The organism is Reyranella massiliensis 521 (assembly GCF_000312425.1).
Classification (GTDB): Bacteria; Pseudomonadota; Alphaproteobacteria; order Reyranellales; family Reyranellaceae; genus Reyranella; species Reyranella massiliensis.
Window position 1 is genome coordinate 5,149,149 of the sequence record NZ_HE997181.1, and the last position, 13,203, is coordinate 5,162,351.

The window sequence follows — 13,203 nt, forward strand, 5'->3', positions numbered from 1 at the left end:
GGGACGATGACGGGGACTAGGGGAGACGAACGGATGAAGGGCGTGGAAAGCATCGAGATCGAGATCGTCCGTCTCGCCCACGCGCGCGACCTGCCGCTTCCCGACTATGCGACCTCCGCTGCCGCCGGTGCGGATCTGCTCGCTGCCATCGACCAGCCGATCGAGCTGGGCTCGCTGGAGCGCCGGATCGTACCGACCGGCATTTCGATTGCCCTGCCGGTGGGTTTCGAGGCCCAGGTCCGTCCGCGGTCCGGGTTGGCCGCCAAGCACGGCGTGACGGTCGCCAACGCCCCGGGCACGATCGACGCGGACTATCGCGGTGAGGTCGGTGTCATCCTGGTCAATCTCGGCAAGGAGCCGTTCAGGATTGAACGCGGCATGCGAATTGCTCAGATGGTCATTGCGCGCCATGCGCGTGCTGCGTGGCGAGAGGTGGAAAGCCTCGACGAGACGGCCCGGGGCGCGGGGGGATTTGGGTCTACGGGCGTAGGTGCGGGAGTAGCGGCCGGGTCGGCCAAGCGGGCTTGAGAGAGGGACGGGAACGGCAATGCCTCGCCTCAGCAAGAAGACGATGTTCGCGATCGAGGCTGTCCTCGACGTGGCGTTCCATGTCGGCGAGCATCCCGTCCGCAGCGGCGATATCACCGAACGCCAGCGCATTCCCAAGCGCTATCTCGAGCAGGTGCTGCAGCATCTGGTGCGGGCCGGCATCCTGAACGGCAAGAGGGGGCCGCGCGGCGGTTATCGGTTGGGGCGCGACAGGGGCAACATCACGCTCGGCGAGGTGGTGCGCGTGGTGCGCAACCTCGAAGTCGAGACCGAACCCAGCGATCCGTCGATCGGCTCGCCGCTCGCCCACGAGGTCGTCTGGCCGCTGTGGGAGAAGCTGCGCGAGGAGATGATGTCCCAGCTCGACAACATCACCATCGACGATCTCTGCCAGCGCGCCCATGCCAAGGGTCTGGACGTTTCGCCAGGCGCACACGCCGATCACGCCCCTGTCTGATATACAGCGCTCTGGACTCATCCGGAGGAACAGACATGGCAAAGGCCACGAGGGCAAAGGCGACCAGGGCTAAGGCTGGAACCAAGACGAAGGGCAAAGCTGCAAAGGCCAGGCCGAGCCCGCGCAACAAGAAACTCTACGACGAGGGCATGAAGGTCCGTAAGGCCGTGCTGGGCGCGGGCTACGTCGATAATTCGATGGCTGGCGCCGACGACTTCATGATGTCGTTCCAGGATGTCACGACCGAGTATTGTTGGGGCTATGTCTGGACGCGGCCGGGCCTGCCGAAGAAGACGCGCTCGATGCTGAACCTCGCGATGCTGGCGGCACTCAATCGCGGGCCCGAGCTCAAGCTCCACATCAACGGCGCGCTGAACAACGGCCTGACCAAGGACGAGATCAAGGAAATCTTCCTCCAGGTCGCGATCTATTGCGGCATTCCTGCGAGCCTCGACGCCTTCAAGACGGCGCGCGACGTCTTCAAGGAACGCGGCGTCTGAGCGATGAGCGTCGTCGTCAGGCCGGCTCGATCAGGCGAGTCGGCGACACTCACTGCGCTCTGCATCCGGTCGAAGGCCCATTGGGCTTACGACGAAGCCTTCATGAAGCTGAGTGCGGCGGCCCTTGCCGTCGACGAGGCGGATATCGCGGCCGGCCGTGTGCTGGTCGCGGCTGCTGGCGAAGGCGCGCCACTCGGGATGGCGGCGGTTCTAGGCGACGGCGAGACGATCGATCTCGACTCGTTGTTCGTCGATCCGCCGGCCATCGGGTCGGGCGCCGGCCGGCTGCTGTTCCAGGCTGCGACCAAGAGGGCGCGCGACCTCGGCGCGCGGCGCATGACCATCCTCGCCGATCCCAATGCCGTATCGTTCTACGAGCGCATGGGTGCGCGGTTCGTGCGAAACGCGCCGTCGGACGCCATTCCCGGCCGGCTGCTGCCGCTCTATGAATACGACCTCACTTCAGGGGTAGAACCATGACGACGCTCGCGCCTCCCGCCACCATCGCCTTCATCGGTCTCGGCATGATGGGGCGTCCGATGGCGACGCGTCTCGTCGAGGCAGGCTTCAAGCTGCGCGTGTTCGACGTCTCGCAGAAGGCCGTCTCGGATTTCGTCGGCGCGCATCCTTCGGCGCTGGCCACGGCGTCGGCGAAGGCGGCGGCCCAGGGCGCGGCAGCGCTGATCACCATGCTGCCGGACGGCAAGATCGTGCGGCAGGCCGTGCTTGAGGGCCGGGACGCGGCCGTCGAGGGCCTCGATGCCGGTGCGCTCGTCATGGACATGAGTTCGTCCAATCCCGTCGATACGCAGAAGCTTGCACGCGACCTCGCCGGCCGCGGCGTGGCCTTGCTCGACGCGCCGGTGTCGGGTGGCGTGAAGCGCGCGGTCGACGGTTCGCTCAGCATCATGGTCGGCGGCTCGGCGGCCGATCTGGAGCGCGTGCGGCCGGTGTTCGGCGCCATGGGCAAGACCATCACCCTGTGCGGCCCGGCCGGTGCCGGCCATGCGCTCAAGGCGTTGAACAACTATCTCTCCGCGGCGGGCCTGGTCGCGATGTGCGAGGCGCTGGTGGTGGGCGAAGCCTTCGGGCTCGATCCCGGCACCATGGTCGACGTCTTCAACAGCTCGACGGGCAAGAGCAACGCCACCGAAGTGAAAGGCCGCCAATTCGTGGTCTCGCGCACCTTCGCGGCGGGCTTCACGACGGCGCTGATGGCCAAGGACCTGCGCACCGCGGGTGACGTCGCCCAGCACCTCAAGCTCAACATGCCGAACCTCCAGCAGGCCGTGTCCTACTGGACGGCCGCCGACGGCAAGCTTGGCAAAAGCGCCGACCATACCGAAATCTTCCGCTATGCCGAGATGCTGGCAGAGGAGGAGTGATGACCCAGGCCCTTTCACTCGACACGACCTATATCCATCTGCGGCCGGACGAGCGGGCGTCCGTCATCGAAGGCGGCGAAACTTTCTGGGCGACGGTCGATCAGCGCCGCGAGCTTCAGCAGGGCCGGCTGATGGGCATTTTCGACCAGTCCGGCGACTGGCCGCATTGGGAGCGCCATCCCGCCGGCGAGGAGATCCTGACCCTGCTGTCGGGCGAGATGGAAATGGTGATCGAGACGGACTCGGGAGAACAGCGTACGCCGCTCGTCCCCGGGCAGACCTTTGTCGTGCCCCAGGGCGCCTGGCATCGCGGCATCGTGAAAAAGGCCGGCCAGCTCCTGTTCGTGACCCCAGGGGCCGGTACCGAACATAGGCCGGTGGCAACGGCGGGGCTTTGACAGGGCTGGGGTGCATCCTTATATAAACGTTACCTTTGGGCCCCTGGCATCGCCTCCCCGGCGGTAACTCGATGGGGCCCACCAGTACGACACAGCGCTGTTTTCAAGGTTTGGCCGTCCCGGCCAACGCAAGCGCGTGCGTCATTTCCCACCAGACCGAAGACAAATGAATCTCCAAGACCTCAAGAAGAAGAAGCCTCCCGAACTCCTGGCCTTTGCCGAAGAGCAGGGCGTGGAGGGTGCGGCAATGATGCGCCGCCAGGAGCTGATGTTCGCCATCCTGCAGAAGCTCGCCGCCGCCGATCAGGCGATCTTCGGCGTCGGCACCATCGAGGTGCTGCCCGACGGCTTCGGCTACCTGCGCTCGATGGAAGCCAACTACCTGCCCGGCGCCGACGACATTTATGTCAGCCCCACCCAGGTCCGCAAATTCGGCCTGCGCACCGGCGACACCGTCGAAGGCGAGATCCGCGCGCCCAAGGACGGCGAGCGTTACTTCGCCATGGTGCAGATCAACAAGATCAACTTCGACGATCCGGACGCGCTGCGCCACCGCATCAACTTCGACTCGCTGACGCCGCTCTATCCCGACGAGAAGCTGAAGCTCGAACTCGAAGGCGGTGCTGCCGCCATGGCGCCGGCCGTTGCCGAGGAATCGGTGGGCGGCGCACGCGCCACCTCGTCGGGCCGCGTCGGCACGCGCCGGACTGGCACGCTGACCAAGAAGGCCGGCACGACGCCGCAACAGCAGCTCGACATCTCGACCCGCGTGATCGACCTGATCGCGCCGATCGGCAAGGGCCAGCGCGCGCTGATCGTGTCGCCGCCGCGTACCGGCAAGACGGTGTTGCTGCAGAACATCGCGCACGCCATCACCGCCAACAACCCCGAGGTCTACCTCATGGTGCTGCTCGTCGACGAGCGGCCCGAGGAAGTGACCGACATGCAGCGCACGGTTAAGGGCGAGGTCGTCAGCTCGACCTTCGACGAGCCGGCCAGCCGCCACGTCGCCGTCGCCGAAATGGTGATCGAGAAGGCCAAGCGCCTGGTCGAGCACAAGAAGGACGTGGTGATCCTGCTCGACTCGATCACCCGTCTCGGCCGCGCCTACAACACCGTCGTGCCCAGCTCCGGCAAGGTGCTGACCGGCGGTGTCGACGCCAACGCCCTGCAGCGTCCCAAGCGCTTCTTCGGTGCGGCGCGCAACATCGAGGAAGGTGGATCGCTCACCATCATCGCCACCGCGCTGATCGACACCGGCAGCCGCATGGACGAGGTGATCTTCGAGGAGTTCAAGGGTACGGGTAACTCCGAAATCATTCTGGACCGCAAGGTTTCCGACAAGCGCACCTTCCCGGCGATCGACATCACCAAGTCGGGCACCCGCAAGGAGGAGCTGCTGGTCGACCGTGCGACGCTCTCGAAGATGTGGGTGCTGCGCCGCATCCTCATGCCGATGGGCGCCGTCGACGCCATCGAGTTCCTGCTCGACAAGCTGCGCACGGCGAAGACCAATCAGGACTTCTTCAGCTCGATGAATCAGTAGGGCGCGCGAGCGCGCCCTCCAACGACCTTACGGCAAGTCGCGAGCCTCGCGGCTCGCGGCGAACCAGACCCAAGCCACGGCCTGGGTCGCCAGCAGGGCGAAGGTCACGAGCTGATGGGCCTGGGGACGCGGCAGGCCGTATGCCGCCTCCATCCAGGCCAGTGCCGGGCCGATCGCGGCCTGCACCAGGAATGCGATCCCCATACAGACGAGATTGAGCGTGGTGTTCACTCGGCCGGCAAGCTCGGGCGCGAAGGCGCGTGTGACCAGCGCGTAACAGACCACCGGCATGCCGCCCAGCATGACGTAGAGGAACCACAGCAGCTTGGGCATCGCCGTGACGTTCAGCGCGATCGGCACGTGGATGGCGAGGAACAGCAGCCCGTAGACCAGCAGCACGCGCCCGCCGCGGATCCCACGACGGTGCAGCAGGTCGACGATCATGCCGCTGAAGAAGTAGCCCGGGATGATGGCGATCGAGAGGGCGAACAGTGCGACGCCGACCGAGGGTTCGTCGAGATGGGCGACGTCGCGCAGCCAGCCGGCCGCCCAGAAGCTCGCGTAACAGATCCAGACGCCCAGAGAGAACGTGGGGGCCAGGCCCGCACGCCAGAAGAGCGGTGTCCTGAGCACGCCCAGCAGGCCGCGGACTTCATCGCTCACGCGGCCCTTGCCGCCGCGTTCGTAGGCGGGAGCGGCGAGGAACTGATAGAGCGCCACGGCGACAGTGATGACGGCCAGCCCCAGGAAGATGTGGCGCCAGTCGTAATCCGCCAGCAGCCACTGCACCGGCCGCGTCGCCATGGCCGCACCCAGCCCGCCGAAGGTCATCATGATGGCATTGGCGAGCGGCAGGCGGCCGATCGGCCAATAGAGGACATTGGCCTTGAAGCCGCACATCAGCGCGACGGACAGGCCGAGCCCGATCAGGGCGCGGCCGATGCTGAGCGTCACCACGTCCTGGCCGAGGGCGAAGATCACGGCGCCGACAGCCGTCGCCAGGAGCATCACCGGCGCCACGCGGCGGGGCCCGAATCGGTCCAACGCCACGCCGGCGGGAAGCTGGGCGATCACGAAGGCCGCGAGATACATCGAGGTCACGACGCCGATCGCCGCTTCGCCGAGGCCGAGTTCGCTCCGCAACGCCGGCGCCACCACGGCGTTCAGCGAGCGGAACAGGAAGCTCAGGAAGTAACCCAGGGCAAACGGCAGGAAGGCCGTCAGGACCAGTTTCAAGAGGGCTTCTCCGCCGGGCGGTCGCCGGTCCTGGCGAACACGGCGCTGGCATGCACGATGCGTTCCTCGCCGACCATCAGGTAGCAATTGGCGAAGGCCAGTCGGCCGCCGACCTTCTGTACGTCGACATGTGCCTCGACCCAGTCGCCGATGCGGGCCGAGCCGGCGAAGTCCGTCTTCACGCTCGCCGTGGTGAGCAGGGGCGACGGAGTCTGGCTGTGGGTCGTGCGATAGCCCAGGGCGATGTCGCAAAGCGTCATCAGCAAGCCGCCATGGGCAATGCCCCGCGCATTGGCGTGCTTGGGCTGGATGCGCAGGCCGACCACGAACGTGCCGTCGCCGTTCTCGCGATAGAAGAACGGCCCGTTGTGATCCAGGAACGGGCTGGTGCGGAACAGAGGCCTGAAGCCGTCGGGCGGATTGCTGTCCATGCAGGAACTCTACCGCTTACGCGCCGAGATCGGCCGCGACGACACGGCGCTGCTCGACGCTGACATCGACCTTCCTGCCGAACCACGCCTCGAAGCCCGGCCGGCCCTGATGCAGCAGCATGCCGAGCCCGTCGACGCAGCGATTGCCGCGGGCGCGGGCGGCGGCGAGCAGCCCGGTTTCCAGCGGCACATAGACGATGTCGTAGACCGCGGCCTGGCGCGGCAGCGGTGCGAGATCGATGTCGAGCGCGGGCTGGCCTTTCATGCCGAGCGATGTCGTGTTGACCAGCAGGGCTGCCCCGGCAAGCAATTCACTTCGTTCATGCCAGGAGCCGACCACGATGCGGCGGCCGTCCGCGGGCGTGAAGGCAACGCCGAGATCGACGGCAGACTGGCGCGTGCGATTGACCAGGCGGAGTTCGGGCACGCCTTCGTCGATCAGGCTCGCCACGACAGCACGGGCGGCGCCCCCGGCGCCCAGCACGAGGACGGGTCCCGAGGCCGCGGTCCAGTGCGGCGCGTTGTACTTCAGGGCTTCGAGGAAGCCGAAGCCATCGGTATTGCGGCCTTCCAGCGTGCCGTCGGGCAGCTTCACCACCGTGTTCACCGCGCCGATGCGCTTGGCCACGGGATCGATGCGATCGAGCAACGGCATGATCTCGATCTTGTGCGGCAGGGTGAGGTTGCAGCCCCGTGCATTGGGCGTGCGCTTGAGAAAGGCCACCAGCTCCTCGAGTGCCGCGCGCCGCGGCTCGACGGGCAAGCGGCCATAGTGGCCGTCGATGCGCTGCTGTCTTAGCCAGAAGCCGTGCAGCGCCGGCGAGCGCGAATGTTCGACCGGCCAGGCCACGATGGCGGCGAAAGGCCGGCCCTGCGCTTCGGCGACGAGTTGTTCGTAAGCGTTCACGGGGATTTCTCCGGGGACGTCTCCAGGCCGATTCCATGCCCTGACAAAAAGAAAAGCAACGGCAACAGCGGCAGGCCGAGAATGGTGAAGTAGTCGCCATCGATGCGGCTGAACAGATGTGCGCCGACACCTTCGAGATGATAGGCGCCGACCGAGGCCGTGATGCCGTCGCCGGCACGCGCCAGATAGGCGTCGAGGAAGGACTCGGTGAAAGGCCGCATCGTGAGGCGCGCGCGCTCGTTGTGGTGCCATAGCCGGGCGCCGCCGCGCGCCACGACGACCGACGAGCAAAGCTCGTGAGTCTGGCCGCGGAGATCGAGGAGCTGCTGGCGGGCTGCGGCGAGCGTCGGCGGTTTGTCGAACAGGCGGCCGTTGCAGGCGAGGGTCGAATCCGAACCGATCACCATTGCGGAGGGATGCCGCTTGGAGACGCGCTGCGCCTTGAGTTCGGCCAGGGTCTCGGCGACGTCCTGCGGTCCGGCCCGTTCGGCAACGAGGCTCAGCTTCACTTCGTCTTCGTCGACGCCCGAGAGTTCGACGGTGAAATCGAGTCCGGCATTGGCCAGGAGCTGGCGGCGCGAAGGGCTGGCAGAGGCGAGGATAAGCATGGATCAGGCGGGTTCCAGTCGGTAGAGGCCGCCGGAATCGGTATGGGTCACGAGATAGATCAGGCCGTCGGGGCCCTGCCGGACGTCGCGGATATACGGAAGCAGGTCCACGAGCAACCGTTCCTCGCCCACATACCGCTCGCCGTCGAGTTCGATGCGAAACAGCGCATTGTTGGAGAGGGCGCCGGTGAACAGCGAGCCTTTCCAGCCGGGAAAGCGGTCGCCGGTGTAGAAGGCAAGACCGCTGGGCGAGATCGACGGCACCCAGAAGCGCACCGGATCTTCCATGCCGGGCAGGCTCTTGCTGGGGCTGATGGCCGCGCCGCTATAGTCGATGCCGTGGGTGGCCAGCGGCCAGCCATAGTTGGCGCCGGCTTTCAGCACATTGAGTTCGTCGCCGCCGCGCGGGCCGTGTTCGACCAGCCAGATGCGGCCGGTGGCGGGATGCATGGCCATGCCCTGCGGATTGCGATGGCCGTACGAGAAGATTTCCGGCCGCGCCGTCACGCCATTGACGGGAGCACGTCCGACGAAAGGATTGTCGGCGGGCACCGAGCCGTCGTCGCGAAGCCGCACGACCTTGCCGCCGAGATCGTCGAGCCGCTGGGCGCGCTGCATCTGATAGCGCTCGCCCGCCGTGACGTAGATCAGCCCGGCGCGGTCGAAGACGATGCGCGAGCCGAAGTGCAGCCCGCCTGAAGTGCGCGGCAGGGCCTCGAAGATCGGCTGGGCATTCCGCAGGCCGCCGCCGTCGCGGAACTCCGCTCGCGCCAGAACGGTGGCGGAGCCGCCTTCACCGGGGCCGGAATAGGAGAGGTAGAGGGTCCGGTTCTCGGCGAAGCGCGGATGCAGGCAGATGTCGAGAAGGCCGCCCTGACCGCTGGCCACGACCCTGGGCACGCCGCCGATCGGCGCGCGCTCCAGCCGGCCATTGGCGAACATGCGCAGCCGGCCCGGCCGTTCGGTGATCAGGAGGCGGCCATCCGGCAGGAAGGCCATGCCCCAGGGTTGTTCGAGGTCCTGGGTAAGCGTCACCACGCGATACGATGCCTTGGCACTCCGTAGCACCATCTGTGCGCGGGCAACCGCCGGCGCCGCCAGCAGAGCGGCGGCGGTCGTCGTCAGAAAGTCACGGCGCCGTGGCAATAAACCCTCCTGGCAACAGGGCTGCGCCGGACTGGCGCGAAAAAGGCCGGTCACTATACTCGACGCCGCCAAGCGGGGGGACGTTCAGTGACCACCGCCTCACTGGGGAGCTTCTGATGTCCAAGTCCATCCTGATTCATGAAAATGGCGGTCCCGAGAAGATGAAGCTCGAGGACGTCGAAGTCGGCTCGCCCGGCCCCGGGCAGGTGAAGGTCCGTCACACCGCGATCGGCCTCAACTTCATCGATGTCTATACCCGTTCCGGCCTCTACCAGACGCCGCTGCCCAACGCCGTCGGCCGCGAAGGTGCAGGCGTGATCGTCGAAGTCGGGCCCAGGGTGAAGGGCTTCAAGAAGGGCGACCGCGTCGCCTATTGCGGCGTGCTCGGCGCTTACTGCGAAGAGCGCCTGATGGGCACGGATCAGCTCGTGCATGTGCCGAAGGGCGTGAGCGACGAGCAGGCCGCGGCGATCATGCTGAAGGGCATGACGACGGAATACCTCGTCGACCACACGCCCAAGGGCTGGCTGAAGAAGGGCGACACCATCCTGTTCCATGCCGCTGCCGGCGGCGTCGGTCTGCTGTTCGGCCAGTGGGCCAAGGCCCGCGGCTACAAGGTGATCGGCACGACCTCTTCGGCCGAGAAGGCCGCCCTCGCCAAGAAGAACGGCTACAAGTGGGTGATCGACTACACCAAGGACGATATCGTTGCCGAGGTGAAGAAGATCACCAAGGGCAAAGGCGTGCCGGTCGTGTTCGACGGCGTCGGCAAGGACACGTGGAATGCCTCGCTCGATTGCCTGCAGCCGCGCGGCCTCATGGTGTCGTTTGGCAATGCCTCCGGCGCGGTGCCGCCGGTGTCGCTGGGCATCCTGAATACCAAGGGTTCGCTCTATGTCACGCGCCCGAGCCTCGGCGCCTATACGGCCACGCGCGCCGAACTCGAGGCGAGCGCCAAGTCGCTGTTCAAGATGGTGAAGAGCGGCAAGGTGAAGATTGCCATCGACCAGCGCTATCCGCTGGCCGAGGCGGCGCAGGCGCATATCGATCTCGAAAGCCGCAAGACCACAGGCCAGACCGTTCTCGTTCCCTGAACTGTTTCCTGAGGTCTGGTGTAGCGTTGCCGTAGATGGTCATTGTCGGACTGACCGGCTCGATCGGCATGGGCAAGTCGACCGCAGCGAAAATGCTGCGGGAGATGGGCGTGCCCGTGTACGACGCCGATGCCGCCGTTCACGAGCTGCAGGCGCCGGGTGGCGCAGCTCTCCCCGGGATCGAAGCGGCGTTTCCCGGCGTCGTGAAGGCGGGCGTACTCGACCGTCAGGCGCTGGGCGCGCGCGTCTTCGGTAACAAGGAGGCACTGCGCCGGCTCGAAGCGATCGTGCATCCGCTGGTCTTCAAGAAGCAGCGCGCCTTCCTGCGGCGGGCCGCGCTGGCCGGCGAGAAGCTGGTGGTGCTCGATATCCCGCTGCTCTTCGAGGGGCTGGGGGAGCGTCGCGTGGATGCGACCCTGGTCGTGAGCGCTCCGGCCTTTCTGCAGCGCCGCCGCGTCATGGCCCGCCCCGGCATGACGGCGGAGAAATTCGCCGGCATCCTGCGTCAGCAGGTGCCGGATACGCTGAAGCGTCGCAAGGCGACGATCGTGATCCCCACAGGCATGGGCCTGGCGCCGACGCGGGCGGCACTGGTTCGGGCCGTGGCCAGACTGCGTACATTGCCGGGACGCTTCTGGCCGCCCAATCCGTGGCGGGAGAAATTCACAGCCCAGCTTGCCCGCGCCCGTCGTAAATAGCGCCGCAAGTAAGCTAGAACAGAACAATGCGCGAAGTCGTTCTCGATACCGAAACCACGGGCCTCGACCCCCTTGCCGGCCATCGCGTGGTCGAGATCGGCTGCATCGAGCTCGTGAACATGGTGGCTACCGGCCGTTCGCTGCAGCTCTATCTCAATCCCGAGATGCCGATGCCGGCGGGTGCGCAGGAAGTGCACGGCCTCACCGACGAGTTCCTCGCGGACAAGCCGCTGTTCGCCGACAAGGTCGAGGAACTCATCGAGTTCCTGGGCGAGGCGCAGTTGGTGATCCACAACGCGCAGTTCGACCTGGGCTTTCTCAATGCCGAGCTGGCGCGGGTCGGCCGCGCAAAGCTCACGAACGACTATGTCGATACGGTTTCGTTGGCGCGGCGTAAGTTCCCCGGCCAGCGCGCCAGCCTCGACGCCCTCTGCGACCGCTTCAGCATCGACAACACCAAGCGCACCAAGCATGGGGCGTTGCTCGATTCCGAGCTGTTGGCCGAGGTCTATCTCGAATTGAGCGGTGGCCGGCAGCGTGATCTGGGTCTTGCGCCCGAGATGGCGGCGACGGGGCTGAGCGGCATGCTGGCGATGAAGCGTCCGGTACGTCCGGCGCGCCCGCATGCGGCGAGTGCCATCGAACTCGCCGCGCATGCCGAGTTCCTGAAGAAGGTCAGCGACCCGATCTGGCTGAAGGAATAACGCCGAGGGCGTGTGCCCCCGGCGTCTTTGAAAAGCGGAAGATCAGGCGTGGCCGACCGGACCGGGCGAAACGCCCGGGACCTGGCCGCCATTGGCTTCGAGCTGCTGGCGGTAGAGCGCCACGAAATCGACCGGAGCGATGTTGAGCGGCGGGAAGCCTGCCTCGCGCGTGGTGTTGGCCACGATGGCGCGCGCGAAGGGGAAGAGCAGCCGCGGCGTTTCGATGTAGAGCATCGGGCCAAAGGCATCCTGCGGCAGGTCGCCCAGGGTCACCGTGCCGGCATAGACCAGCTCGAGCATGAACAGCGGCTCTTTCTCCGGCGTATGCGCCGAAGCCTCGATGGTCAGCGACACCTCGAAGGTCTTGGTGTCGAACTGGCGGTTGGCGACCTGCACGTTCAGCGTAAGCTGCGGCTGTGTCTGCTCGATCAGGCTCTGCGGCGCGCGCGGATTCTCGAAGCTGAAATCCTTGATGTACTGGCCGTGCATGGTGAGCGGCGCGGCGGGGCCCTGCTGCGGCTGGCCGGCAGTCGGGTTCGACGGAGGAGGAGTGGTCGTCATTGGGCGCTCTTTCCAATATTTTGCTGCGGCGCGGCGGTACCATGCAGGGCTGCACTGCACAAGATGCGGGCACGATCAGGGGGCGGGCAATTGCCAAGAACCCCCGTAACGACGATGATATTTTTCCCACTATTTGCACGTACCGGCTGGCTATGAACCGCTCGTCTTCGCGTCCCCCGACTTTGCGACCCCTGGTCGGCATTTCCGCCTGTCTCAAGGAGAACGGTCGCGGCGGCTGGCACCATACGGTGGGCGAGAAATACGTCCAGGCAGCGGTCCGCGCCGTCGGCGCCCTGCCTGTGCTGATCCCGGCCATCGGCCCCGAGTTGGACGACGCGACTGGCTTGCTGCCGGCCTTCGACCGCTTGCTCGACGCGCTCGACGGCGTGCTGCTGACGGGCAGCCCGTCGAATGTCGAACCGCATCACTATGGCAAGGAAAGCCGCGACGGCACACTGCACGACGCGGCGCGCGACGCCACGACCCTGCCGCTGATCCGGCACACGATTGCCCGCGGCGTCCCGTTGTTTGCGATCTGTCGCGGTCTGCAGGAGGTGAACGTGGCCTTGGGCGGTTCGCTGCACCAGCACGTCCACGAGGTCGAGGGCCGCCGCGACCATCGCTCGCCGAAGTCGCCCGACATGGATGTGAACTATGCGCCGGCGCACGATATCGACATCGTCGAGGGCGGTATGTTGCACCGCCTGCTGGGCGAGCGCCGCGTGAAGGTGAACTCGCTGCACGGTCAAGGCGTCGACATGCTGTCGCCGCGTGCGAAGATCGAGGCGATCTGCTGCGAGGACGGACAGGTCGAGGCCCTGAGCGTTCCCGACGCGCAGGCCTTCACCCTCGCGCTGCAGTGGCACCCCGAATACAAGGCGCTGGAAAATCCGATCTCCATGAAACTGTTCGACGCCTTTGCCGCAGCCTGTCGCACGCGGATGATGGAGCGCACCGGATCGCTTCTGCGTGCGGCGGAATAG

Annotated in this window: 17 protein-coding genes; 11 read left to right on the top strand and 6 right to left on the bottom strand. The window is 66.3% G+C overall.

Annotated features, from left to right (window positions below):
* Positions 1-33: 33 nt before the first annotated feature.
* The 7 genes from dut to rho all read left to right on the top strand — a co-directional run bounded on the left by dut (position 34) and on the right by rho (position 4,835).
* Positions 34-528, top strand: a complete 495-nt coding sequence (gene dut, locus BN60_RS25100) for a dUTP diphosphatase (protein ID WP_020698938.1) — start codon at positions 34-36, stop codon at positions 526-528.
* A 19-nt stretch (positions 529-547) separates the two neighbouring features.
* Positions 548-1,006 carry an RrF2 family transcriptional regulator gene (locus BN60_RS25105; protein ID WP_020698939.1) on the top strand — a complete coding sequence of 153 codons (459 nt, stop codon included), beginning with the start codon at positions 548-550 and terminating at the stop codon, positions 1,004-1,006.
* Positions 1,007-1,155: 149 nt separating this feature from the next.
* Positions 1,156-1,506: a carboxymuconolactone decarboxylase family protein gene (locus tag BN60_RS25110; RefSeq protein ID WP_043286771.1), complete on the top strand. Its 351-nt coding sequence runs from the start codon at positions 1,156-1,158 to the stop codon at positions 1,504-1,506.
* Positions 1,507-1,509: 3 nt separating this feature from the next.
* Positions 1,510-1,986, top strand: a complete 477-nt coding sequence (locus tag BN60_RS25115) for a GNAT family N-acetyltransferase (RefSeq protein WP_020698941.1) — start codon at positions 1,510-1,512, stop codon at positions 1,984-1,986.
* Entirely contained in the window at positions 1,983-2,891 is a 909-nt protein-coding gene (locus tag BN60_RS25120; protein WP_020698942.1) for an NAD(P)-dependent oxidoreductase, read from the top strand. Before BN60_RS25115 ends, BN60_RS25120 begins: the two co-directional genes overlap by 4 nt.
* Positions 2,891-3,289, top strand: coding sequence for a cupin domain-containing protein (locus BN60_RS25125; protein WP_020698943.1), 399 nt, complete (start codon positions 2,891-2,893; stop codon positions 3,287-3,289). The genes BN60_RS25120 and BN60_RS25125 overlap by 1 nt, the downstream gene beginning before the upstream one ends.
* Positions 3,290-3,455: 166 nt before the next feature.
* Complete coding sequence (rho, locus tag BN60_RS31865; RefSeq protein ID WP_020698944.1) at positions 3,456-4,835, top strand: transcription termination factor Rho; 1,380 nt, start codon at positions 3,456-3,458, stop codon at positions 4,833-4,835.
* Positions 4,836-4,862: 27 nt separating this feature from the next.
* Here the strand turns inward: rho and BN60_RS25135 are convergent, their stop codons facing one another.
* The 5 genes from BN60_RS25135 to BN60_RS25155 are packed head-to-tail and all read right to left on the bottom strand — an operon-like array spanning position 4,863 to position 9,163.
* Positions 4,863-6,071 (bottom strand): MFS transporter, encoded by a 1,209-nt coding sequence (locus BN60_RS25135; RefSeq protein ID WP_020698945.1) that lies wholly within the window; start codon positions 6,069-6,071, stop codon positions 4,863-4,865.
* Positions 6,068-6,502: a PaaI family thioesterase gene (locus tag BN60_RS25140; RefSeq protein ID WP_020698946.1), complete on the bottom strand. Its 435-nt coding sequence runs from the start codon at positions 6,500-6,502 to the stop codon at positions 6,068-6,070. The genes BN60_RS25135 and BN60_RS25140 overlap by 4 nt, the downstream gene beginning before the upstream one ends.
* Positions 6,503-6,518: 16 nt before the next feature.
* A complete protein-coding gene (locus tag BN60_RS25145; protein ID WP_020698947.1) occupies positions 6,519-7,409 on the bottom strand; it encodes a shikimate dehydrogenase in 891 nt (296 codons plus the stop codon).
* Positions 7,406-8,017 (bottom strand): Maf family protein, encoded by a 612-nt coding sequence (locus BN60_RS25150; protein WP_020698948.1) that lies wholly within the window; start codon positions 8,015-8,017, stop codon positions 7,406-7,408. The genes BN60_RS25145 and BN60_RS25150 overlap by 4 nt, the downstream gene beginning before the upstream one ends.
* A gap of 3 nt (positions 8,018-8,020) precedes the next feature.
* Complete coding sequence (locus BN60_RS25155) at positions 8,021-9,163, bottom strand: PQQ-dependent sugar dehydrogenase (protein ID WP_020698949.1); 1,143 nt, start codon at positions 9,161-9,163, stop codon at positions 8,021-8,023.
* Between the two features lie 116 nt (positions 9,164-9,279).
* On the opposite strand from BN60_RS25155, the gene BN60_RS25160 reads away from it, so the two are divergent.
* Genes BN60_RS25160 through dnaQ form a run of 3 tightly spaced genes read left to right on the top strand, consistent with a single transcriptional unit; the run spans position 9,280 to position 11,659 of the window.
* Positions 9,280-10,257, top strand: a complete 978-nt coding sequence (locus tag BN60_RS25160; protein WP_020698950.1) for a quinone oxidoreductase family protein — start codon at positions 9,280-9,282, stop codon at positions 10,255-10,257.
* Positions 10,258-10,292: 35 nt separating this feature from the next.
* Positions 10,293-10,955: a dephospho-CoA kinase gene (gene coaE / locus BN60_RS25165; protein ID WP_020698951.1), complete on the top strand. Its 663-nt coding sequence runs from the start codon at positions 10,293-10,295 to the stop codon at positions 10,953-10,955.
* A gap of 26 nt (positions 10,956-10,981) precedes the next feature.
* Positions 10,982-11,659, top strand: a complete 678-nt coding sequence (dnaQ, locus tag BN60_RS25170; protein ID WP_020698952.1) for a DNA polymerase III subunit epsilon — start codon at positions 10,982-10,984, stop codon at positions 11,657-11,659.
* 42 nt (positions 11,660-11,701) lie between these two features.
* Here dnaQ and secB read toward each other — a convergent pair whose 3' ends face one another.
* Entirely contained in the window at positions 11,702-12,220 is a 519-nt protein-coding gene (gene secB, locus BN60_RS25175; protein WP_020698953.1) for a protein-export chaperone SecB, read from the bottom strand.
* Between the two features lie 152 nt (positions 12,221-12,372).
* On the opposite strand from secB, the gene BN60_RS25180 reads away from it, so the two are divergent.
* Positions 12,373-13,203 (top strand): gamma-glutamyl-gamma-aminobutyrate hydrolase family protein, encoded by an 831-nt coding sequence (locus BN60_RS25180; protein WP_020698954.1) that lies wholly within the window; start codon positions 12,373-12,375, stop codon positions 13,201-13,203.